Below are 23,092 nucleotides of genomic sequence, written 5' to 3' on the forward strand. Positions count from 1 at the left end.
GAGGCAAGGCCACGGCTCCCACCACAGTCGGTGCGCGTCGGTGCCGTTCACCACCGAGAACACCCGTCGACGCCGAGAACCACCCGTCGGCGGGGCCGGCGCCGTTGGTCGGCGACGGACCCACCGGGGGTGGTTCTCAGTGGTGAGGCGGGCGTCCGAGGCTCGGACGGCCCGCCGCTGTCAGGAGCTGTGCACCGGGCCCGCGGGCGCGGCCTCTCCGGACGGCTGGGTCCCCTCCGGCGCGGCAGGCGGACCCTGATGCTTCGGTTTGACGAAGAACAGGGCCGCGGCCACGCCGATCAGCAGAACGGCCGCCGGCAGGTACAGGGTGTCTCCCATGGCCGTCGCGAAACCCTCGCGGACCATCTCCGGCAACTGACCGGTGGCGTTGTGGTGTTCGGTGTCGACACCCGGCAGTTCGGCGGCCAGCCGGGTCTGCATCAGCGCGCCGACCGCAGCACTGCCGAGCACCGAGCCGATCATCCGGGTGGTGTTGTACACACCGGCACCGGCGCCGGCCTGATGCCAGGGCAGTCCGCGGGTCGCCGTGGCAGCCAACGGCGCCCAGATGCCCGACGATGCGATACCCATCAGGCACATCGGGATGATCAACTGCCACACCGGGGTCTGCGGACGAGCGATCATGCCGAGCCATCCGACGGCGATCGCGTTGAGCAGCAACGCCGACGCGATGATCACCCGCGGATGCACGCGGTCGAGGACCCGCCCGACGATCGGCGCCAGCACACCGGTCAACAACGCCATCGGCACCATCATCACGGCGGACCGCGTCGGGGACATCCCGCCCACGAGCTGTAGGAAGAACATGGTCGGGATCATCAGACCGGAGATGGCGAAACCCATCGACGCGATACCGATGTTGGACAGGGAGAAGTTTCGATCCCGGAACAACGACAGCGGCACCAGCGGCTCACCCTTGATACGCGACTGCCACCAGACGAAGGCCGCCATCACCACCAGGCCACCGATGATGAGCGTCCAGATCCCGGCGTTCCACGAGTACTTCTCACCGTCCTGGATGCCGAACACCAAGGCGAACAGGCCGACCGCCGAGAGGACGACCCCCAGCCAGTCGAACTGGTGGTCGTGGGTCTCGACGCTGGGCACCAGCACCGCGGCCAGGATCAGGCCGACGACACCCACCGGCAGGTTCACGAAGAAGATCCACTCCCAGCCCAGGCTGTCGGTCAACACGCCGCCGAGCAGCGGGCCGACCAGTGTCGCCACGCCGGCCACGGTGCCCCAGACACCCATTGCGGCGCCGCGCTTCTCGGGCGGGAAGATACGGGTGATCAACGCCATCGTCTGCGGCGTGATGAGTGCCGCACCGATGCCCTGGAGCGCACGGGCGGCGATCAGCTCGCCGATCGAGCCGGAGAAGCCACACCACACACTGGCCGCGGTGAAGACCAACAGACCGACCTGATAGACGAGTTTCGGTCCGTACTTGTCGCCGAGGCGACCGGTGATGAGAAGTGGCACAGCGTAAGTCAGCAGATACGCACTGGTCACCCAGACGATGCCGTTGACGTCGGTCTGCAGAGCGGTCTGGATCTGGGGTTGGGCCACCGCGACGATGGTCATGTCGACCAGGATCATGAAGAAGCCGACGCACAGCGCCAGCATCGCGGCCCAGGGCCGGGTGGTCACCTGCGCCGGAGACGGCGGTGACGTCTCGGAAGTCGGGGAGGTCATCTTGCGTCAGCTTTCTCGTTCTGGACGGCCGGCGTGCCCGGAGTTCCGCAGTACGGGGAATCCGGGTCATCGAGCCATTCGATGGTGGAGTTCTCCAGTCGGTCGACGAGGTCGTCGAGCCACTCGATCTGTGTTCGCAATGTCGCGATGCGGCATCCGGCGTCGAGATAGAACATCTCCGGTCTGCCACGTTCACGGACCTGCGCGACGGCTTCGGTCATGGTGTCGTGATCGGCACGCATCGCCTCGAGGCGACGACGCAGGAGTTCGATCACCCGCGCCCGCGGCAGGCCGTGTGCCTCCGACAACGCGAGATACAACTCCGGATACTCGACCGGATGGCGCTCGAGGATCTGTTCGAGACTGTCCCGCAACGCTTCTCGCCCGAGATCGGTGATCGCGTACACCGTCCGCTCGGGCCGGTTGCCCTCACGCTGTACGTCGTGGACCTCGATCAGGCCCTTGGCCGCCAACCTGTCGACCGTGTGGTACATCGTGCCCGGCCGGAACTTGGCCAGGCGATCCTCCCGTCGCTCGATGGTCGTCTGGAACATCTCGTAGGGATGCATGGGCCGCTCGGCGACGAGCCCGAGCACCAGAATCGCCAACGGTTGTTGCACCGCCTGCGCCTGGTCACCCACGTTGCACTCCCCTCATCCGACATCCCGGGTGCACGTGGTGGCCTCGAGCCATCGGGGAAATGCACCTGCGCGTGCACCGGGATCATTTTTGAATATTCCGAGTGGAATATACCGCGACGAGCATCTGCTGCCAAGTGTCGGAACCGATCATTAATGTGGAGACATGAGCAGCGAGCGCCCCGCCACCGAGAGCACATCCGCACAAGGTCAGGGCGTCTATGTCACCACCGGTCAGGAATACGTCCGCGACACGAAATACATCGGGTCCCGCATCACGCGTGACGGCCGCGACGGCTATCCGGTCGAACCGGGTCGCTACCGCCTCGTCGCCGCACGTGCCTGCCCGTGGGCGAACCGGACGATCATCGTCCGGCGGCTGCTCGGGCTCGAGGATGTCATCTCGATGGGACTGTGCGGCCCCACCCACGACGCCGACTCCTGGACCTTCGACCTCGATCCCGGTGGCGTCGATCCGGTCCTGCAGATCCCTCGTCTCAAGGACGCCTACGACAAGCGCATCCCCGGTTATCCCAAGGGCATCACCGTGCCGGCCGTCGTCGACATCCCCAGCGGCGCGGTGGTCACCAACGATTTCCCCCAGATCACCGTCGATTTCGAACTCGAATGGACCGAGTACCACCGCGAGGGCGCTCCGCAGCTGTACCCGGAGCGACTCCGCGACGAGATCGACGAGGTGAATCGCGGCGTCTACACCGAGGTCAACAACGGCGTCTACCGTTGCGGTTTCGCCGGGGATCAGGACGCCTACGACAAGGCGTACACGCGTCTGTTCACCAAACTCGACGAACTCTCCGAGCGACTCTCCCGGCAGCGATACCTCGTCGGCGACACCATCACCGAGGCCGACGTGCGACTGTTCACCACCCTCGCACGTTTCGACCCCGTCTATCACGGGCACTTCAAATGCAACCGGAGCAAACTCGCCGAGATGCCCGTGTTGTGGGCGTACGCCCGGGACCTCTTCCAGACCCCGGGTTTCGGCGACACCATCGACTTCGCCCAGATCAAGCGCCACTACTACGTCGTTCACCGCGACATCAATCCCACCGGGATCGTGCCCGACGGACCCGATCTCACCACGTGGCTGACACCGCACCATCGGGAGGAACTCGGCGGTGCCCCGTTCGGCGACGGCACGCCACCGGGACCGCCGAAGCCCACCGAAGTCGTTCCCGCACAGAATTGGATTCCCACCCATGGCTGACAACGCCCTCCGACGACTGTTGCCCGACCGTTCGCCGACCGGGGAGGTCGCCGCCGATCCGTCGACGAGCAAGACCGTCGAGATCACCGGCGGCCTGATCGACCGCGCCCAGAAACTCCAGGCACCCTATGTCGCGAAGTACGTCCGAAACCTGCGCGCAGCCCACCCGGACGACTCTCCCGCCGAGATCATCAGACGCCTGGAAAAGCGCTATCTGACCGCCGTCACCGGATCGGGTGGCGCCGTCGGCGCCACCGCGGCCGTCCCGGGGGTCGGCACGATGACCGCGCTCAGCGCGATGACCGGCGAGACGGCGTTCTTCCTGGAGACGTCGGCGCTGCTCGCGCTGTCGATCGCCGAAGTCCACGGGATCGGCCTGCACGATGCCGAACGGCGCAAGACACTCATCCTGGCGGTGGCGCTCGGCGAGGAGGGCGTGGCAGCACTCGGCCGTATCGTCGGCACCCGCAGCGGGGCCCTGCGACGGTTGGGCGGCTCGGCAATTCCCGGTGGTGCGCTGGGCAGACTGAACAAGTCGTTGACGACGAAGTTGGCCCGCAAGTACGCGATCCGCCGAGGCCCGCTGATCTTCGGCAAGCTGTTGCCCGCCGGGATCGGCGCGATGATCGGCGGAGCCGGCAACCGTGCGCTGGGCAAACGGGTCATCGCCAACGCCCGCGAGGCGTTCGGTCCGCCGCCGTCGGCCTGGACGGTCGACGGCGACGTGATCGACACCCCACGCTCCGCGACGACGGATCGGTGACTCCGACGCTGCAGACCGCACGACCGACCCGACCGGACCCGGGGTCGTCGATCGAAGAACACACCGCCACTCGTCCGTGGATTCGCCGGCTGACCGCCGAGTGTCTCCGACACCGTCGCCTCGTGGTGATCACGCTGGCGGTCACCGTCGTGGCGGTCGCCGTGGACCTCGTGGCCCCACTGCTCGCCAAGGCCGCCATCGACCACGCGACCGGAGCCGTACGCGGCGGATGGTCGATCGGACTCATCGTCGGCGCCCTCGTCATGCTCGCGGTGGTGCGCTACGGCTGTCAGTTCGGCCGCCGGATCACGGCGGGCCGGCTGTCGATCAACGTGCAGAACGCGCTGCGGCTGCGCCTGCTCGACACACTGTTGCACCTCGACGGAGACGCTCAGAGCCGTATTCGCACCGGTCAGATCGTGTCGCGGTCGATCTCTGACCTGCAGATCGTCCAGGGGCTGCTGGCGATGGTGCCGCTGTCGGCGGGCGCAGGACTGCAGGTGGTCTTCGCGATCGCCATCATGGCCTACCTGTCCCCGCTGCTGACGCTGGTCGCCCTGTTGGTCTTCCCCCTCGTCGCCGTCGTCGTGTTCCGCACGCGCCGAAAGCTTTTCGCCGCGACGTGGTCGGCACAGCAGGCCGCGGCCGATGTCGCCCAGCACGTCGAGGAGACCGTCACCGGTGTGCGGGTGGTGAAAGGATTCGGACAGGAGGAGCGTGCCGTCGACGAACTGGTCGGCCTCGGCGCGCGACTGTTCTCGCTGCGACTGCGTGCCGGAAAGATCAACGCCCGCTTCACCCCGACCATGGCGGCGATCCCGCAGCTCGGCATGGTCGCGGTCATCGCGGTCGGCGGCTGGCTCACCATGGACGGCCGCATCACCGCCGGCACCTTCCTGGCCTTCGCCACCTACATCGCATCGATGACCGCACTGGCGCGCCTGCTGACCAACCTCGTGGTCAGCGCCCAACTCGCCCGCGCCGCGGTGGACCGCGTCTACGACGTCATCGACCACCCGCACGACCCGGCCGAGCAGAACACCGAAGTCCTCCCCGACGGCCCCCTCGGGGTGCGACTGCGCGATGTCACCTTCGCCTTCGACGACGAGCGGCCGGTCCTGTCCGGCATCGATCTGACCGTTGCCCCCGGCGAATGCGTCGCCGTGGTCGGGCCGCCGGGCTCGGGTAAGTCGACGCTCGCCGATCTCGTCGGTCGCCACCATCGTCCCGACGACGGGGTCGTCGAGGTGCTCGCCGCCGACGGTGTGTACGACGTCGAACAACTCAGCCCCGATTCGCTGCACGCCGCGGTCTCGGTGGTGTTCGACGAGCCGTTCCTCTATTCCGACACCATCGCCGCCAACATCGCTCTCGGCCCCGACGAAACCGTGCCGGCCACCGACGGTGCCGTGGACCCGTCCCTGCAGTCTGCCGCCGAACGCGCCGACGCGCTCGAGTTCATCGAGGCACTTCCCGACGGCTTCGAAACCGTTGTCGGAGAACGCGGACTCACCCTGTCGGGCGGTCAACGACAGCGCGTGGCACTCGCCCGCGCGCTCCACGCGAATCCGCGAATCCTGGTTCTCGACGACGCCACCTCGGCGGTGGATGCCGCCACCGAGGCACGCATCCTCGGTCAACTGCGCGCCGAACGTCGCACCATGCTCGTTCTCGCCCACCGACGTTCGACGCTGACGCTCGCCGACCGCGTCGCCGTACTCGACGGCGGCCGGATCATCGACATCGGGACCGTCGCCGAACTCGACGATCGCTCCGAGATGTTCCGGGCGTTGATGTCGTCGGCCGACCCCGCGCGGGCCGGTCGAGAACCGCTGCGTGAGCTGCCGCCGCCGGTCGACCTCGACACCCTGTGGCCATCGGCGCCCTCCGCACCGGAACCCGACGTCGACCACCGCGCACCGACCCCCGCGCCCGCCACCGGCGGTGGAGGGCGCCGTGGCGGCGGAATCGGCAGTGCTCTCGGATCGATGCCCGCGACGCCTGAGTTGCTTGCCGCAGTGGATACGTTGCCCCCGGCCGACGAGCAACCCCGCGTCGACACCGACGACGCCCGGGCCGAGACCCGCTCGTTCTCGTTGCGCGGCCTGTTGACGCCAGTGCGGTGGCTACTCGTCGCGGCCGTCGTCTGCATCTCGGTCGACACACTCGTCGGGTTGGCGTTCCCGTCGCTGGCGCGCACCGTCATCGACGCGGCAACCCACGCCGACGAGGCGACGCTGTGGCGGGCCACGGTGATCGGGGTGTTGCTCGTCGGGATCGGTTGGGCGGCATCGTCGGCGATGACCATCACGTCCACCCGGGCGGGCGAACGAGTGCTGTTCGGACTGCGGGTACGCAGCTATGCGCACCTGCAACGGCTCGGACTCGACTACTACGAGCGCGAGCTGTCCGGACGCATCATGACGCGGATGACCACCGACGTCGACGCGCTGTCCACCTTCCTGCAGACGGGGTTGTCGTCGGCGATCGTCGCCGCCCTCACCCTGATCGGCGTCACCGTCGCCCTCGTGGTGACCGACGCCGTGCTCGGCGCCCTGATGCTGCCGGTCTTCCCGGTCCTGGTCATCGCGACGCTGGTGTTCCGTCGCGTGTCATCGGTGGCCTACACGCGTTCGCGTGAACTGGTCAGCATCGTCAACGCCGACTTCCAGGAGAACATCGCCGGCATCAAGACGACCCGTACCTACCGTCACACCCCCGCCGCGACCACGCGGTTCACCCGGCGGACCCTCGAATGGGTCGATGCGCGGATGGTCTCGCAGAAGGCCATCTCGACCTACTTCCCGTTCATCACGCTGATGTCGGACCTCGCCACCGCGGTCGCGATCGCCGTCGGCGCCCATCAGATCGCCGCGGGTTCTCTCTCGGCGGGCACCCTGGTCGCGTTCGTCCTGTACCTGTCCATGCTGTTCGGTCCGGTACAGCAACTGACCCAGGTGTTCGACGGATACCAGCAGGCCGTCGTCGGTCTGCGTCGGATCTCCGATCTGCTGCACACCCCCAGTTCGCTGGTACGGCGCGACCATCTCGTGCCTACCGCACCACAGGGATTCGACGGTCACGCCGAACTCGACGACGTCACCTTCCGCTATTCCGGTGCCGACCGCGACGCCCTGACCGACGTCGACCTGACGATCCCGGCGGGGACGTCGCTGGCGCTGGTCGGCAAGACCGGCGCGGGGAAATCCACCGTCGTCAAACTCCTGGCGCGTTTCTACGATCCGACGACTGGCTCAGTGCGCATGGACGGAACCGACATCCGGGACTTCGCGCTCACCGACTACCGCCACCGACTCGGCGTCGTCCCGCAGGAGGCGCACCTGTTCACCGGCACCATCGCCGAGAACATCGCCTACGGCCGTCCCGACGCGGATCGCGAGACGATCGCCGCGGCAGCACGTGCGGTCGGGGCCGACACGATGATCGCGGGTCTCCCCGACGGCATGCATCATCGGATCGGCGAACGCGGCCAGGGCTTGTCGTCGGGGCAGCGCCAACTCGTGGCGCTGGCGCGGGCCGAACTCGTCGAGCCCGACCTCTTACTACTCGACGAGGCGACCGCGACCCTCGACCAGGCGACCGAGGCCCAGGTGCTGGCCGCGGGCGAGGCTCTGACACACCGACGGACATCGGTCATCGTCGCGCATCGGCTCGCCACCGCCGCCCGTGCCGAGACCATCGCGGTGGTCGATCGAGGACGGATCATGGAGATGGGAACACACAGCGAGCTGCTCGCGTTGAAGGGACGGTACCGCGCGTTCTGGGATGCCGGTGTCGCGCCCGACGCGGATGGTATCGACACCACCGGCGACGCCGCATTGCGATGAGGTCTGCCGAGCGCTCCGACCAGGGCATCGCGTAGCATCGTCAGGTGGTTCACCGATAGTCTTCACAAGGGACTTTCAGCGTGGCAGGCGACCCGACACCAGAGGGAATAGAGGCGAGATACCGCTGTGAGCAGTTCGATTTCGGATTTCGGACAAAATACGTGGCTGGTCGAGGAAATGTACCAGCAGTACAAGAAGGACCCCAGCTCGGTCGACCCGAGTTGGCACGAGTTCCTCTCCGGCTACGAACCCGGCTCGAACGGCTCATCCGACACCGCGTCGGCCACCGCCGCCGCGCGCAACTCCGCGCCCGCCCCCTCGGCTCCCACCTCCGCGACTCCGGCGTCCTCGGCTCCCGCATCAAAGGCTCCCGAATCGAAGCCTGCGACCAAGCAGGTCACCCTCGACCAGCAGCCCGAGGCCGCCACCCCGGCCCGTAAGTCCGGGCCGGCGAAGGAGTCGACCGCGACCAAGGCTGCCTCCGGTCGCAGCACCGCCAGCCGCGACGGTTCGGCCACCTCGCAGAAGGAGAAGGCCCCCGCAGCCCCTGCGGCCGCGACGCCCTCCGAGGATGCGAACAAGGTGCTCCGCGGTCCGGCCGCGGCGATCGTCAAGAACATGAACGCGTCGCTGGAGGTCCCCACCGCGACGAGTGTGCGGGCCATCCCGGCCAAGTTGATGATCGACAACCGCATCGTCGTCAACAATCATCTCGCACGCACCCGCGGCGGCAAGATCAGCTTCACCCACATCCTCGGCTACGCGATCGTGCAGGCGATCAAGTCGTACCCGAACATGAACAACCACTTCGCCGAGGTGGACGGCAAGCCCAACGTGGTGACGCCGGCGCACACCAACCTCGGCCTGGCCATCGACCTCGTCGGCAAGAACGGCAGCCGCTCACTGGTCGTCGCGGCCATCAAGAACTGCGAGACCATGGGTTTCGCCGAGTTCTACACCGCCTACCAGGACATCGTCCGCCGCGCCCGTGACGGCAAGCTGACCGCCGAGGACTTCGCCGGGGTCACCATCTCGCTGACCAACCCGGGCACCATCGGCACCGTGCACTCGGTGCCGCGCCTGATGAAGGGCCAGGGCACCATCGTCGGTGCCGGCGCGATGGAGTACCCGGCCGAGTTCCAGGGCGCCAGTGACGAGCAGATCGCCGAGCTCGGCGTCGGCAAGTTGATGACGCTGACCTCGACCTACGACCACCGGGTCATCCAGGGTGCCGAGTCCGGCGACTTCCTGCGCACCATCCACGAACTTCTTCTCGACGACGCGTTCTACGACGAGATCTTCACCGCGTTCCACATCCCCTACGAGCCGGTGCGGTGGCGTCGTGACATCCCGGCCGGGTTGGTCGACAAGAGCACGCGCGTCCTCGAGCTGATCGCCGCCTACCGCAGCCGCGGTCATCTGATGGCCGACATCGATCCGCTGATGATGGACAGTGATGCGCGCACCAGCCATCCCGATCTCAACGTCCTCACCTACGGCCTGACCCTGTGGGACCTCGATCGCAGCTTCAACGTCGGTGGTTTCCACGGACGCGACAAGATGAAGCTGCGCGACGTGTTGTCGGTGCTGCGGGACGCGTACTGCCGCCACATCGGCGTCGAGTACACCCACATCCTCGAGCCCGAGCAGCAGCGCTGGCTGCAGGACCGGGTCGAGGTCGAGCACGTCAAGCCGCCGGTCGCCGAGCAGAAGTACATCCTGTCGAAGCTGAACGCCGCCGAAGCCTTCGAGACGTTCCTGCAGACGAAATATGTTGGGCAGAAGCGTTTCTCGCTGGAGGGCGCGGAGTCGGTCATCCCGATGATGGATGCCGTCATCGACCAGGGTGCCGAGCACAACCTCAACGAGGTCGTCATCGGCATGCCGCACCGCGGTCGTCTCAACGTGTTGGCGAACATCGTCGGCAAGCCCTACTCGAAGATCTTCACCGAGTTCGAGGGCAACCTGAATCCGTCGCAGGCCCACGGCTCCGGCGACGTGAAGTACCACCTCGGCGCCGAGGGCAAGTACTACCAGATGTTCGGCGACAACGAGATCAACGTGTCGCTGACCGCCAACCCCAGCCACCTCGAGGCCGTCGATCCGGTTCTCGAAGGTCTGGTCCGCGCCAAGCAAGATCTCCTCGACGACGACGACCAGTTCTCCATCCTTCCGCTGATGCTGCACGGCGACGCCGCCTTCGCCGGTCAGGGTGTCGTGGCCGAAACGTTGAACATGGCGATGCTGCCGGGTTATCGGACGGGTGGCACCGTGCACATCGTGGTGAACAACCAGGTCGGTTTCACCACCGCGCCCGAGCACTCACGTTCCTCGGAGTACTGCACCGACGTCGCGAAGATGATCGGCGCCCCGATCTTCCACGTGAACGGCGACGATCCCGAGGCCTGCGTCTGGGTTGCCAAGCTCGCCGTCGACTACCGCGACGCCTTCCACAAGGACGTCGTCATCGACCTCGTCTGCTTCCGTCGTCGCGGCCACAACGAGGGCGACGACCCGTCGATGACCCAGCCGGCGATGTACGACGTGATCGACACCAAGCGTGGCGTCCGCAAGAGCTACACCGAGGCCCTGATCGGTCGCGGTGACATCTCGACCAAGGAGGCCGAGGACGCCCTGCGTGACTACCAGGGACAGCTCGAGCGGGTCTTCAACGAGGTCAAGGAACTCGAGAAGTACCACGCCGAACCGAGCCCGTCGGTGGAATCCGACCAGACCCTCCCGACCAAGCTGGTCACCGCGGTGTCCAAGGAGGTCCTGGAATCCATCGGTGACGCCTTCCTGCACGTGCCCGAAGGTTTCGACCCGCACCCCAGAGTGAAGCCCGTCCTCGAACGTCGCCACGAGATGTCTCGTCACGGCGGCATCGACTGGGCCTTCGCCGAGTTGCTCGCCTTCGGCTCGCTGGTCATGGAGGGGCGCACCGTCCGACTGTCCGGACAGGACTCGCGTCGCGGAACCTTCACCCAGCGGCACTCGGTGCTCATCGACCGGGAGAGCGGTTCGGAGTACACCCCGCTCAACCATCTGCAGCCGGTCAACGGCGACGCCGATGCCGGCGGACGATTCAACGTCTACGACTCCCCGCTCTCGGAATACGCGGTGGTCGGGTTCGAGTACGGCTATTCGGTCGGCAACCCCGACGCCCTCGTGTTGTGGGAAGGCCAGTTCGGCGACTTCGTGAACGGCGCCCAGTCGATCATCGACGAGTTCATCTCGTCCGGTGAGGCCAAGTGGGGCCAGCTCTCCGACGTCGTGCTGCTGCTGCCGCACGGTCACGAAGGTCAGGGCCCCGACCACACATCGGGCCGCATCGAACGGTTCCTGCAGTTGTGCGCCGAAGGATCGATGACCGTCGCGCTGCCGTCCACCCCGGCCAGCTACTTCCACCTGCTGCGTCGACACGTCCTCGACGGCATCAGCCGCCCGCTCATCGTCTTCACCCCGAAGTCGATGCTGCGCAACAAGGCCGCGGTCAGCCCGGTCGAAGAGTTCACCGACGACAAGTTCCGGTCGGTTCTCGACGATCCGAAGTACCTCGGCCAGGATGCGGCTGCCCGCGCCAAGGTCAAGCGTGTGCTGTTGGTGAGCGGCAAGCTGTACTACGAGCTGGCCGCACGTCGCGACAAGGAAGGCCGCGACGACATTGCCGTCGTGCGCATCGAGCAGCTCTACCCGGTGCCGCACCGTCGGCTGCGCAACACCCTCGAGCAGTACCCGAACGCCGAGGACTTCGCCTGGGTGCAGGAGGAGCCGGCCAACCAGGGTCCGTGGCCATTCCTGGGTCTGTGGCTGCCCGAGGTGCTCCCGGACGTGCTCGGCGGACTGCGGCGCATCTCGCGTCGTCCGATGTCGGCACCGTCGTCGGGCTCGAGCAAGGTCCACGCGGTCGAGCAGCAGGAGATCCTCGACGAGGCGCTCGCCTGAGCTGAGAACACACCGTCGACGGCGGGTGCCCCTGCGTGGGGTGCCCGCCGTCGGCGTTCCGGTGACACCCATGATTCCCGCGACAGCAACCGAATCTCACGCGACGGCAACCGGCGCTCCCGCGACAGCAACCAAGATTCGCGCGAGAGCAACCTGAAAGCGTGCGACGGCAGCCACTTGCGTCGACACAATCCGCGCGCACGAGGCCTACCCTCCGGACCTGAGTCGATGGCCGACGATGTGATCCGCGCCGACGACCCCGAATGATCCACAGGCTTGGTCCCGTCCATGGATCCGATGGCGCGTCGTACACGTCCAATGGTCATGATGAGTCGCGATCCCGCCCCCGACAAGCGCATTCTTCGTCGACAGGAAGCACTCGAACGCAGCAACATGACCGCCGAACAGTTCACTGCGGCGTTCAGTCACCTGCACGGCGGACTGTACGTCGACCGGTCCGTCACGTTGTCGCCGACGGAAAGAATCCGGACCGCCGCCCAGGACGGACCGTCCGGTTCTGTCGTCGGCCTGATGGCCGCGACGATCCTGCACGGATCCCGCTGGTATGACGCCGACTTCACGATCGATCTGGTGCGCGGTCCCGAAGCAGGCAACCGTAAGGTGCGCGGTCGTCGTGTGCGGCGAACCGATCTGCAACCCGACGACGTGACGGAGATCGACGGTATTCCGGTGACGAACGCCATCCGGACAGCGTTCGACATCGGTCGCATCGCACCGGACTGGTACGCCCTCGGCCTGCTCGACTCGCTGTTCCGAGCAACGGGGTTCTGCAGGGACGAACTGGCGCAGTATGCGCGACGATACCCCGGACACCGCGGAGTCCGTCAGCTGCGCAATCTGATCCCCTTGATCGACGATCTCGCCGAATCACCACCCGAGAGTTGGGTGCGGCTCATCGTCGTCAAGGCGGATCTTCCGCTGCCGCGGTTGCAGGTCGAGGTCGCCGACGACACAGGACACGTGTTCGCCCGGATCGACCTCGCATACGAAGAACTGAAGATTGCCATCGAGTACGACGGCGAAGAGTTCCACAGCACCGAAGAGCAGCGCGCACGGGATGCCGCCCGCGATGCGAAGTTGCGGGCGATGGGCTGGATCGTCATCCGGCTCGACAAGGAGCGACTGCGGACCGCGCCGTGGAGCATCGTCATCGAGATCGAGAAGGCATTGCGTTCGCGCGGCGGCTACTTCTGAGTGCGGACCGTTGCTCTCGGCGGTCATCTGGTTTCTCTCGCGTGGAATCAGGTTGCTGTCGCGGGACGCCGGGGTTGTCGCAGTCGGGACGCCGCGTGCTGTCGGGCGGAAAGTGGTTGCTGTCGCGGGAAATCCGGTTGCTCTCGCGAGAGATGTGGTTGCTCTCGCGTGGAATCCGGTTGCTGTCGCGGGGAATCCGGTTGCTGTCGCGAGAGAAGGGTGGGGGTTGCGCCAGGCGAGACGTCAGAGGTCCCCGACCACACCGGCGAGCGCGGGCAGCGCGGCGGTGATGAGTCCGAGGAGCTGGTCGCGGGTGATCACCGGCTCGGTGAGCCAGCCGATCGTGGTCTCCTCGACGAAGGAGATCCAACCGTGCACCGTCATCTCCACGACCGGGGTCACCGCGATACCCAGCGCCGGTGCGTGATCGAGCACCCGCGAGGCCATGGCGGCTCGGGTCTGGTCGAACACCTCGCGCATGGCCGGATCCGCGCTCGACGATCCGCGCATGAACGCCATGTAGGCCGCACGGTTGTCGCTGACGTAGTCGACGAACGCCGACATCGACCCCGACAGCATCGCGATGGGATCGCCGAGGGTGGTGTCCGGGGCGGTGCATTCGAGCATCTCGTCGGCCTGCGCCCGGGCGATCGCGACGTGGAAGTCCTGTTTCGACTCGAAGTAGTGGAACAGCAGCGCCCGCGACACCCCGGCCGCCTCGGCGATCGCGTCGATGGAGACCTGCTCGAGCGGCCGTTCACGAACCATCGCCAGGCCCAGATCGATCAGTTGATCGCGCCGCGCCTCCGGGCTCATCCGCGTGCGCTTGGCCGTCGACGCAGACCCTGATGTCGCCACAGTCGTGGTGTCCTCTCTCCTGATCTCGCTGGTGAACTCCACCGTAGAGCCTTATTGATGGAGATTCAATAAGGCTATTGACGCATGTTCAGTAGACCTCTATGGTGGCACCATGACAACGAACGATGTTCAGATCGCCATCATCGGGGCCGGCTTCTCCGGCCTGGGCGCAGCCATCAAGCTCAAGCAGAACGGCTTCGACGACTTCGTGGTCCTCGACCGTGGCTCCGACTTCGGCGGCACCTGGCGCGACAACACCTATCCCGGCGCAGCCTGCGACGTGCCGTCACAGCTCTACTCGTACTCGTTCGCCCACAACCCCCGATGGTCGCGGTCGTACTCACACCAGCCCGAAATCCACGACTACATCAACGGTGTCGCCGACAAGCACGCGATCGCGTCGCACACCCGGTTCGGAACCGAGGTGCTGCGCGCCGAGTGGCGCGAGGACGAACGTCGCTGGGTGCTCGACACCGAGCGCGACGGCGTCACCGAGCAGGTGCGCGCCGAGATCCTGATCGGCGCGGTCGGTCCGCTGTGCGAGCCGAATCTGCCCGACATCGACGGCTTCGACTCCTACCAGGGCAAGATCGTCCACTCCGCCCGATGGGACAACGACTTCGACTTCGCCGGCAAGCGCGTCGCGGTGATCGGCACCGGCGCCTCCGCGATCCAGCTGGTGCCCCAGCTCGCCAAGGTCGCCGAGCGCCTCGACGTCTACCAGCGCACGGCGCCGTGGATCGTGCCGCGCACCGAGCGGCCCTACAGCCCCGTCGAGCACTGGGCGTTCGAGAAGGTTCCGGGCTACCAGTCCGCGATGCGTGGCGTCGTCTACGCGGCCAACGAGGTCACTGCCTTCGGTCTCACCTACTCCCCCAAGGCACTCAAGCCCGTCGAACTGATCTGCCGCGGCAACATCGCCCGGTCCATCCGCGACCGCGAACTGCGCAAGAAGGTCACGCCGACGTTCCAGGTCGGCTGTAAGCGCATCCTCCGGTCCAACGACTGGTATCCGGCGATCGCCCGCAGCAATGTCGACCTCGTCACCGACGGCATCGACTCGATCACCGAGACCGGCGTGGTCACCAAGGACGGCACGCGACGCGACGTCGACGTCATCGTCGTCGCCACCGGGTTCCACGTCACCGACTCCCCCGTCTTCGACCGCATCATCGGCGTCGGCGACCGCAGCCTCGCGAACGTCTGGGCCGAGATCGGCATGCAGGGCTACAAGGGTTCGTTCATCAACGGATTCCCCAACATGATGCTGATGATCGGTCCGTCGACCGGACTCGGCCACACCTCGATGGTGTACATGATCGAGTCGCAGCTGAACTACCTCGTCGACTATCTGAAAACTGTTCGGGCACAGGGAATCACGCGTACCGAGGTAACCCGCGAGGCACAGCGACGCTTCAACGCCGACGTGCAGCACGATCTCCGCAACAGCGTGTGGGTCAACGGTGGGTGTGCATCCTGGTACAAGGATCATCACGGCAACATCACCACCCTGTGGCCCGGCTTCACGTTCAACTTCCGGCGGATCACCAAACGCTTCGACATCGCGGCCTACGATGTAGAACGACGCCGCACTCCGTCGGTCGCGTCGGCCACGACCGTCGAACCCGCGCCCGCATCAGCCTGACTCACCGACCACACCCGAAGGAACAAGAGCATGAAGGACTTTCGCGACAAGGTCGTCGTCATCACCGGCGCCGGCTCCGGCATGGGCCGCGACCTGGCGGTCAAACTCGGTCGAGAAGGCGCCAAGCTGGCCATCTCGGACATGAACCCCGAGGGCCTCGCGGCCACCGAGAAACTGGTCCGCGAGACCGGCGCGCAGGTGCACGCCCAGATCCTCAACGTCGCCGAGCGCGAGGCGGTACTCGAGTACGCCGACACCGTCGTCAAGCACTACGGCAAGGTCAACGTCATCTTCAACAATGCCGGTATCGCCCATCACGGCGAGATCGAGCGCACCGAGTTCAAGGACATCGAGCGCGTGATGGACGTGGACTACTGGGGAGTCGTCAACGGCACCAAGGCGTTCCTGCCGCACATCATCGCGTCGGGTGACGGCCACATCGTGAACACCTCGTCGTTGTTCGGCCTGCTGGCCGAACCCGGCCAGGCCGCCTACAACTCGGCGAAGTTCGCGGTGCGCGGGTTCACCGAGTCGCTCAATCAGGAGATGATCGTGGCCAAGCACCCGGTGAAGGTCACCTGCGTGCACCCCGGCGGCATCAAGACCGCGATCGCCCGCAACGCGACCACCTCCGGCGACCACGACCAGCGCCAGACCGCCGAGTTCTTCGACAAGTACCTGGCGCGCATGACCTCGGAGAAGGCCGCCGACATCATCCTCGACGGCGTGCGCAAGAACAAGGCGCGCGTCCTCGTCGGTGCCGACGCGAAGTTCCTCGACGTGTGGGTGCGGATCGTCGCATCGCACTACCAGTGGGTGTCGGCGAAGGTCACCGGATGGGCGTTGTCCAAGGCCGGCTGATCCACCGAATCGTCGAAATCGGGCCGTCCTCCCTCGGGAGACGGCCCGATTCTCGTCTCCACCGGTGCTCTACAGACCGTGCTCGCCGAGCCAGGTCACCGCGAGCTCGTGCGGATCCTCTCCGCGTTGGGCGCGTCGGGCGAGGGTTGCCAGATCTGCGGTGGTGATCTCCCCCGCCACCGTGTTGATGGTCTTGACCTGGTCACGGCCCAGCGCTGCGGTCCGATAGACCGGGACGAGCTGTTCGGCCCGTGCCCCGCGAAGTGTGTCCGACGTCGACGCGCCCGGGGCCTGGGACGCATCCGGCCCGGACTTGCCCGCGGGCTCGGCGGGCTGCAGGGCGCGGATCTGTCCCGCCGCGCCCTCGGCGTCCTCCCCGGCTACCTCGAGCGGGGTGAGCAGACCGACCGCCGAACCGGACGCGACACGGTCGACGGCCTCGGTCACCGTGGGCACCTCCTGCACCGACCCGAACCGACATCCGGCGCCGACGAAGGCAGTCCGTGCCGACTCGTCCGACTTACCGACCACCACGAGGGGCAACGCCTCCGGCAGCCGCCGGCAGTCGGTGAGATCGGCCAGATGGCCTGTCTCGGCCACCCGGGCGGCCACGAAGACCTGCGGCGTCGCCGTCACCATGGTGGCGTCGCCCACCGAAACACCCTGCGGCAGAGCTCGATTCAAGTCGTGGTAGACGTCGTCGGGAGTCGCGGGCGTCAACTGCGGGGCCAGCTGCTCGAGGAGTCGCCCGCTGAACGCCGGGAACAGGTCCACCGATGTCGCGTCCATGTCGTCGAGCAGATCCGAATAGCTTCCGGTACGCGTGGTCTCCGACACCGCGTTGCCTGCGTTCCGCAACGCACCCGCGTAGATCTGGGTCATCACCTGCATCTCCGGCGCATCGGTCGAGCCCAGCACCAGGCCCCGGACGTCGGAGTCGGCATCCGAACACCCGACCACTGCTGCGGCGACCGTCACGATCGCCAGAACTGCTGCCGCGGCATGCTTGATCACGGGCCCCACGTTAGCGCTCGCCCCGTCGGGCGCTCGGCGGCCGGTGCACCGGAGGTCCTCGACCTTGCGGGTAGCATCCGGTACGTGCCCTCGATGCCGCACCTGCGTGCCGGCGGACTGGTCCCGCCACGACGAGAGAAACGGCCGCTGCCGAGGATTCCCATCCCGGCGGCACGCGCCGTCGTCGATTGCGCACTCTACGTGGACGGTCAGCGCCAACCGGGACGGATCTCCTACACCGCGGCCTTCGACCAGGTGCGTTCGAGTGGCGAGGGTTTCGTGTGGCTGGGTCTGCACTCCCCGGACGCCGAACAGATGCAGGGTGTCGCCGAGGTCTTCGGTCTGCACGAACTCGTCGTCGAGGACGCGGTGCACGCACATCAGCGTCCCAAGCTGGAGATCTACGACGACACCCAGTTCCTGGTGCTCCGTACGGTCAAGTACGTCGAGCACGAGAGCATGGAACAGGCCAGCGAGGTGGTCGAGACCGGCGAGATCATGATCTTCTGCGGCCCCGATTTCGTCATCACCGTGCGCCACGGCGACCACACCCACCTGTCCGGTCTACGACGCCGCCTCGAGGCCCGTCCCGAGCGTCTGGCACAGGGACCCACCGCAGTGCTGCACGCCATCTCCGACCTCGTCGTGGACAGCTATCTGGCCGTGACCGATCGCATGGAGAGCGACATCATGGCGATCGAGTCCGCGGTGTTCGGCGCGCAGAAGCGTTGGCTCAACATCGACCCGGTGTATCTGCTCAAGCGCGAGGTGCTCGAGTTGCGTCGCGCGGTGACACCGCTGACCGGCCCGCTCGCCCGGCTCACCGCGAACAATCCGTTGGTGCCCAAGGAGATCCGACGACACTTCCGCGATGTCGCCGACCATCTGACGACCGTCATCGACCGTGTCGTCGAGTACGACGAGGTGTTGACGTCGATCCTCGGTGCCGCGGCCGCCAAGGTGGGATTGCAGCAGAACACCGACATGCGCAAGATCTCCTCGTGGGTCGCGATCGGCGCGGTCCCGACGATGGTCGCAGGCATCTATGGCATGAACTTCGACTACATGCCCGAACTCCACCAGCACTGGGGCTATCCGGTCGTCATCGTGTGCATGGTGATCGCCTGCTCGGGTCTGTGGGCGGTGTTCCGACACCACCACTGGCTCTGAGCATCGCTCTGAGGCGACCCCTACAGGCGGGCGCCCGCCCGTGCCGGATCGGCCACGTCGATGCCCGCCTCCGTCCACGCCTCCCGCAACGCGTCGGCACCCTTGAGCCGTACCCAGGCCGCCTCGTTGGCCGTGATCGGCACGGCACGCAGGAAGCGCACCGGATCCATCGGTTCGGGTAGCGCCAACTCGCCGAGATCGTCGTCGGTCAGGACGAAGGCCGTACACGATGCCCCGTCCCAGAGCGGCTCGCCGAGATCGACGAGCGCATCGTCGGTGAGGATCAGGCCCTCCACCGCGGGCGCGGCCGCCACCGTCGCCATCCGTCGATGCAGCCCCGGTGTCGCTCGGCCACCGTGCAGACGCACGACGATCTCCGCGCGCGGGCCGCGCAACGGGTCCGGGTTGATCTCGTTCGGATCGGTCATCGGGTGGCGCGCGCATCCTGCGCTCACGTAGACCACGTCGTCGCCGATCACGAACCGTAGGATGTCCACGGGTTCGAGGCCGAGAAACGTCACCGACGCGCGTTGCGGTTCGGTGCCCAGCGCTGCGGTCAGGTGTCGACCGATCCGGTCGGCGACGTCATCACTCACCCGTCCACCGTAATGGAACCCCCGGGACAGGCAGGCCCATGGCCTAACCTGAGAGACGTGGTGCACGTGCTGGCGGTGGCCGACGAGGTGGTGGACTCGTTGACCTTCGGGGTCGGTATCGAGTCCCGCCCCGATGTGATCCTCGGCGCCGGCGACCTGCCGTTCTCGTATCTCGAGGTGCTCTCCACCCTCTGTGACGCACCGTGCGTGTTCGTGCCCGGCAACCACGACCGCGACCTCACCGGTTATCGACGCGGCCGGTCGGGCTGGACCAGGGCAGGTCTGCCCACCGACGATCCCGGCCCGCGCGGGGCGATCAACGCCGACCGACGCACCGTGGAGGTCGCGGGGCTGCGCATCAGCGGGCTCGGCGGATGCCGCCGCTACAACGACGGCCCGAACCAGTACTCCGAGCTCCACCAGCGGATGCGCTCGTGGCGGCTGTCCGGCGCCCGCACGAACACCGACATCCTGCTCACACACAGTCCGGCCCGCGGCGTGGGCGACGGCGACGACGCCCCGCATCGCGGCTTCGACTGCTACCACGGCCTCGTCCGATCGTTGCAGCCCGCGCTGCTGATCCACGGTCACGTCCACCCCTACGGGACGCGGCCGTCCGACCGCCGGATCGGCGATGCGACCACCTCGGTCAACGTTGTCGGCTACTGCGAGTTCGACATCGATCCGGGCACCCGTGATTTCCAGGTCGTCAGGCGGCGCCATGGCGCGTGACACCGGATTTCCCGACGCGGATGCGGAAAACGACTTCAGCCGGATGCGCCGCGCCGCCGAGATGTCGCGCCTGATCGCCTGGTTCACCCGGCAACCGGCCGACGTCAACACGATCCTGCCCTTCGACGAGGTGGTGGCTGCCCTCGGACGTCTGGGTGAGACCTATCTCGGTCTGCAGCAGGTCGAGGTGTCCTCGATCGTCGGAAGTGTGGACCGCACAAAGGATTTCGACCGGATGTTCCGTCCGACATCGTCGCGGATCCGGGAGCGGTGGCAGCGGTTGGCCGCCGCACAACGTCGCGGCGAATCGGTGCCACCGGTTCGTCTCTACCGTATCGGTGGCATGCATTTCGTCATCGACGGACACCATCGGGTGTCGATAGCCATCGCCCGGCATCTGCACATCATCGACGCCTATGTCACCGAGATCCACACGCGTATCTCACCCGAGGGCATCAGCGCCACATCGGATCTGATCCTCAAGGACCACCGACGGCTGTTCCTGTCGCGGGTGCCCCTCGTCGGCGCCCAGGCACAGGCCATCCGCTTCACCGACCCCTTCGACTACGCGGAACTCGCAGAGAACGTGGAGGCGTGGGGATTTCGGCTCGGCCAGGAGATCGGCGAGTATCTCACCCGCGCCGAGGTCGCCCGTCGCTGGTTCGGCGAGGAGTTCCTGCCCGTGGTGCGGATGGCGCGACGGGCCGGGGTCCGTGACGATCTCGGCAGTGACGCCGAACTGTACCTGTGGTTGGCGTGCGAACGCTATCGCCTGGTGCGCAAGCACATCTGGGACGACGAGATCGTCGCCCGACTCCACGACCAGGGCCGCCGACGACGCTGAGGCCGACGGTCAGGACCTGCGCAGGTTCGCCCCGGACGCCTGATCGAACACGGAGACCTTGGCCGGGTCGTAGAACAATTCGGCGTCGGCGCCACGACTCAGGGTCGATTCCGGTGCGACACGGGCGATCATCTGGCCACCACCGATCTCGGCTCCCGCGTCCGCGGACAGTTCGGCGAGGGCGTCGCTGGTCGCCCGCGGTGCGTCGACGCTGAAGTAGACGTAATTGTCCGAACCCATCGACTCGACAACCTCGATCTTCGCGGTGAAGGTCGATCCCTTCGCCCGGGCGGCGGACTCGACGAGTGCCGCGTCCTCCAGGTGCTCCGGTCGGATGCCCACGAGCACCTCACCGTCGCTGCGTGCGCGCTGGGCGTTGGCGACGATCTGCTGATGGTCGGGCACGGTGACCTTACCGATCGGCGTCTCGATCCCGTCCGTCGACAGCCGACCGGGCACGAAGTTCATCGCGGGCGATCCGATGAAACCGGCCACGAACAGGTTCGTCGGGTCGTTGTAGAGCTCCTGCGGGGTGCCGATCTGCTGGACATATCCGTTGCGCAGCACCACGACCCGGTCACCGAGCGTCATCGCCTCGGTCTGATCGTGGGTCACGTAGACGGTGGTGGTGCCCAGGCGCTGCTGCAGCCGGGCGATCTCGGTGCGCATCTGCACACGCAGTTTCGCATCCAGATTCGACAGCGGCTCGTCCATCAGGAACGCCTTCGGCGATCGGACGATGGCACGCCCCATCGCGACTCGCTGGCGCTGACCGCCGGACAGGTTGGCGGGTTTGCGATCCAGATATGCCCCGAGGTCGAGGATCTTGGCGGCCTCGTCGACCTTGGCGGCGATCTCCGACTTCGACAGCTTCGCCAGCGTGAGCGGGAAGGCGATGTTGTCGCGCACCGACATGTGCGGATAGAGCGCGTAGCTCTGGAAGACCATTGCGATGTCGCGGTCCTTGGGGGCGCGCTCGTTGACCCGTTCGCCATCGATCTTCAGCTCCCCCGAGGAGATGTCCTCGAGACCCGCGATCATGTTGAGCGTGGTCGACTTTCCGCAGCCGGACGGACCCACCAGGATGATGAACTCGCCGTCGGCGATGTCGAGACTCACCTCGTGTACGGCGACCGACCCATCCGGGTACTGCTTGGTGACATTGTCCAGAACGATCTCGGCCATGGGTTATCCCTTCACGGCGCCGGAGGTCAGACCGGCCACGATTCGACGTTGGAAGAAGAGCACGAAGATGATGATCGGGATGGTGATGACGACCGCGGCGGCGGCGATCGACCCGGTGGGTTCCTCGAATTGACTGCTGCCGGTGAAGTTCGTCATGGCCACCGGGGCGGTGATCGCGCGCTGGGTGGAGGTCAGTGACAAGGCCAGCAACAGATCGTTCCACGCGAAGATGAAGACCAGGATGGCCGCGGTCACCACACCGGGCGCGGCGAGCGGGGCGATCACCCTCGTGAACGCCTGCCACGGGGTGGCCCCGTCCATCTTGGCGGCCTTCTCCAACTCCCACGGGATCTCCCGGAAGAACGCGGACAGGGTGTAGATCGCCAGCGGCAGTGCAAACGTGATGTAGGGCAGGATCAGTCCCGGCCAGGTGTCGAACAGGCCGATCCGCCGCTCGATGTTGAACAGCGGTGTGACGAGCGAGATCTGCGGGAACATCGCGATCAACAGCGCCGCGCCGATGAGCAGCTTCTTACCGGGAAACTCCAGGCGTGCAATGGCGTAGGCGGCCATGGTGCCCAGGATCACCGCGATCAGCGTGGTGATCAGGCCGATGCCGATCGAGTTGCGCAGTGCCGAGGTGAAGGCGCTCGTCTCGAAAATGCCCTTGTAGTTGTCCCAGGTCCACTCCTGGGGGATGAAATTGCCGTCCTTGACGCTGCCGGGCGGCTTGAAGGACAGACTGAGGATCCACAGCAGCGGGATGATCGCGTACAACACCACCAGGACGTTGGCGATCGTCCACCAGACCCTGCGGTTCACACTGTGAGTCAT

Annotated in this window: 17 protein-coding genes; 10 read left to right on the plus strand and 7 right to left on the minus strand. The window is 66.6% G+C overall.

The genetic code is table 11. The annotated features are described in order from the left end of the window. Positions 1-180: 180 nt before the first annotated feature. Both AAFP35_RS06920 and AAFP35_RS06925 read right to left on the minus strand, forming a co-directional pair. Positions 181-1,716, minus strand: a complete 1,536-nt coding sequence (locus AAFP35_RS06920) for an MFS transporter (RefSeq protein WP_419220829.1) — start codon at positions 1,714-1,716, stop codon at positions 181-183. After that, a complete protein-coding gene (locus AAFP35_RS06925; protein WP_419220830.1) occupies positions 1,713-2,357 on the minus strand; it encodes a helix-turn-helix transcriptional regulator in 645 nt (214 codons plus the stop codon). Before AAFP35_RS06925 ends, AAFP35_RS06920 begins: the two co-directional genes overlap by 4 nt. Positions 2,358-2,520: 163 nt before the next feature. Here AAFP35_RS06925 and AAFP35_RS06930 point away from each other — a divergent pair, with 163 nt between their 5' ends. From AAFP35_RS06930 to AAFP35_RS06950, 5 genes are all read left to right on the plus strand, one after another. Further along, complete coding sequence (locus AAFP35_RS06930; protein ID WP_419220831.1) at positions 2,521-3,582, plus strand: glutathione S-transferase family protein; 1,062 nt, start codon at positions 2,521-2,523, stop codon at positions 3,580-3,582. Beyond that, positions 3,575-4,345: a hypothetical protein gene (locus AAFP35_RS06935; protein WP_419220832.1), complete on the plus strand. Its 771-nt coding sequence runs from the start codon at positions 3,575-3,577 to the stop codon at positions 4,343-4,345. Before AAFP35_RS06930 ends, AAFP35_RS06935 begins: the two co-directional genes overlap by 8 nt. After that, complete coding sequence (locus tag AAFP35_RS06940; RefSeq protein ID WP_419220833.1) at positions 4,342-8,193, plus strand: ABC transporter ATP-binding protein; 3,852 nt, start codon at positions 4,342-4,344, stop codon at positions 8,191-8,193. Before AAFP35_RS06935 ends, AAFP35_RS06940 begins: the two co-directional genes overlap by 4 nt. Positions 8,194-8,319: 126 nt before the next feature. Continuing rightward, positions 8,320-12,138: a multifunctional oxoglutarate decarboxylase/oxoglutarate dehydrogenase thiamine pyrophosphate-binding subunit/dihydrolipoyllysine-residue succinyltransferase subunit gene (locus AAFP35_RS06945; protein ID WP_419220834.1), complete on the plus strand. Its 3,819-nt coding sequence runs from the start codon at positions 8,320-8,322 to the stop codon at positions 12,136-12,138. 327 nt (positions 12,139-12,465) lie between these two features. Next, entirely contained in the window at positions 12,466-13,353 is an 888-nt protein-coding gene (locus AAFP35_RS06950) for an endonuclease domain-containing protein (protein WP_419220835.1), read from the plus strand. A 243-nt stretch (positions 13,354-13,596) separates the two neighbouring features. Here the strand turns inward: AAFP35_RS06950 and AAFP35_RS06955 are convergent, their stop codons facing one another. Then, positions 13,597-14,169, minus strand: coding sequence for a TetR/AcrR family transcriptional regulator (locus tag AAFP35_RS06955; RefSeq protein WP_419221147.1), 573 nt, complete (start codon positions 14,167-14,169; stop codon positions 13,597-13,599). Positions 14,170-14,323: 154 nt separating this feature from the next. Here AAFP35_RS06955 and AAFP35_RS06960 point away from each other — a divergent pair, with 154 nt between their 5' ends. Beyond that, positions 14,324-15,856 (plus strand): flavin-containing monooxygenase, encoded by a 1,533-nt coding sequence (locus tag AAFP35_RS06960; protein ID WP_419220836.1) that lies wholly within the window; start codon positions 14,324-14,326, stop codon positions 15,854-15,856. Positions 15,857-15,886: 30 nt separating this feature from the next. Next, positions 15,887-16,717 carry an SDR family NAD(P)-dependent oxidoreductase gene (locus tag AAFP35_RS06965; protein WP_419220837.1) on the plus strand — a complete coding sequence of 277 codons (831 nt, stop codon included), beginning with the start codon at positions 15,887-15,889 and terminating at the stop codon, positions 16,715-16,717. A 69-nt stretch (positions 16,718-16,786) separates the two neighbouring features. Here AAFP35_RS06965 and AAFP35_RS06970 read toward each other — a convergent pair whose 3' ends face one another. Continuing rightward, a complete protein-coding gene (locus AAFP35_RS06970) occupies positions 16,787-17,731 on the minus strand; it encodes a glycine betaine ABC transporter substrate-binding protein (protein WP_419220838.1) in 945 nt (314 codons plus the stop codon). Positions 17,732-17,824: 93 nt separating this feature from the next. On the opposite strand from AAFP35_RS06970, the gene AAFP35_RS06975 reads away from it, so the two are divergent. Then, positions 17,825-18,901: a magnesium and cobalt transport protein CorA gene (locus AAFP35_RS06975; RefSeq protein WP_419221148.1), complete on the plus strand. Its 1,077-nt coding sequence runs from the start codon at positions 17,825-17,827 to the stop codon at positions 18,899-18,901. Between the two features lie 20 nt (positions 18,902-18,921). Here AAFP35_RS06975 and AAFP35_RS06980 read toward each other — a convergent pair whose 3' ends face one another. Continuing rightward, positions 18,922-19,497, minus strand: a complete 576-nt coding sequence (locus AAFP35_RS06980; protein WP_419220839.1) for a suppressor of fused domain protein — start codon at positions 19,495-19,497, stop codon at positions 18,922-18,924. A gap of 57 nt (positions 19,498-19,554) precedes the next feature. Here AAFP35_RS06980 and AAFP35_RS06985 point away from each other — a divergent pair, with 57 nt between their 5' ends. Continuing rightward, the gene (locus tag AAFP35_RS06985) at positions 19,555-20,229 is read left to right on the plus strand and encodes a metallophosphoesterase family protein (protein ID WP_419220840.1); all 675 of its coding nucleotides are present in this window, start codon (positions 19,555-19,557) and stop codon (positions 20,227-20,229) included. Beyond that, complete coding sequence (locus AAFP35_RS06990; RefSeq protein WP_419220841.1) at positions 20,219-21,073, plus strand: chromosome partitioning protein ParB; 855 nt, start codon at positions 20,219-20,221, stop codon at positions 21,071-21,073. Before AAFP35_RS06985 ends, AAFP35_RS06990 begins: the two co-directional genes overlap by 11 nt. Positions 21,074-21,082: 9 nt before the next feature. Here AAFP35_RS06990 and AAFP35_RS06995 read toward each other — a convergent pair whose 3' ends face one another. Continuing rightward, positions 21,083-22,258, minus strand: a complete 1,176-nt coding sequence (locus tag AAFP35_RS06995; RefSeq protein WP_419220842.1) for an ABC transporter ATP-binding protein — start codon at positions 22,256-22,258, stop codon at positions 21,083-21,085. A gap of 3 nt (positions 22,259-22,261) precedes the next feature. Beyond that, entirely contained in the window at positions 22,262-23,092 is an 831-nt protein-coding gene (locus AAFP35_RS07000) for a carbohydrate ABC transporter permease (RefSeq protein ID WP_419220843.1), read from the minus strand.

It is taken from the genome of Gordonia sp. CPCC 206044, assembly GCF_048537895.1.
Classification (GTDB): Bacteria; Actinomycetota; Actinomycetes; order Mycobacteriales; family Mycobacteriaceae; genus Gordonia.

Bases quoted from the DNA above. Each gene is read 5' to 3' on its own strand.
- AAFP35_RS06920 (WP_419220829.1), bottom strand. From the start codon at position 1,716: ATGACCTCCCCGACTTCCGAGACGTCACCGCCGTCTCCGGCGCAGGTG.
- AAFP35_RS06930 (WP_419220831.1), top strand. From the start codon at position 2,521: ATGAGCAGCGAGCGCCCCGCCACCGAGAGCACATCCGCACAAGGTCAG.
- AAFP35_RS06935 (WP_419220832.1), top strand. From the start codon at position 3,575: ATGGCTGACAACGCCCTCCGACGACTGTTGCCCGACCGTTCGCCGACC.
- AAFP35_RS06950 (WP_419220835.1), top strand. From the start codon at position 12,466: ATGAGTCGCGATCCCGCCCCCGACAAGCGCATTCTTCGTCGACAGGAA.
- AAFP35_RS06955 (WP_419221147.1), bottom strand. From the start codon at position 14,169: ATGAGCCCGGAGGCGCGGCGCGATCAACTGATCGATCTGGGCCTGGCG.
- AAFP35_RS06960 (WP_419220836.1), top strand. From the start codon at position 14,324: ATGACAACGAACGATGTTCAGATCGCCATCATCGGGGCCGGCTTCTCC.
- AAFP35_RS06965 (WP_419220837.1), top strand. From the start codon at position 15,887: ATGAAGGACTTTCGCGACAAGGTCGTCGTCATCACCGGCGCCGGCTCC.
- AAFP35_RS06975 (WP_419221148.1), top strand. From the start codon at position 17,825: ATGCCGCACCTGCGTGCCGGCGGACTGGTCCCGCCACGACGAGAGAAA.
- AAFP35_RS06990 (WP_419220841.1), top strand. From the start codon at position 20,219: ATGGCGCGTGACACCGGATTTCCCGACGCGGATGCGGAAAACGACTTC.
- AAFP35_RS06995 (WP_419220842.1), bottom strand. From the start codon at position 22,258: ATGGCCGAGATCGTTCTGGACAATGTCACCAAGCAGTACCCGGATGGG.
- AAFP35_RS07000 (WP_419220843.1), bottom strand. From the start codon at position 23,092: ATGACTCACAGTGTGAACCGCAGGGTCTGGTGGACGATCGCCAACGTC.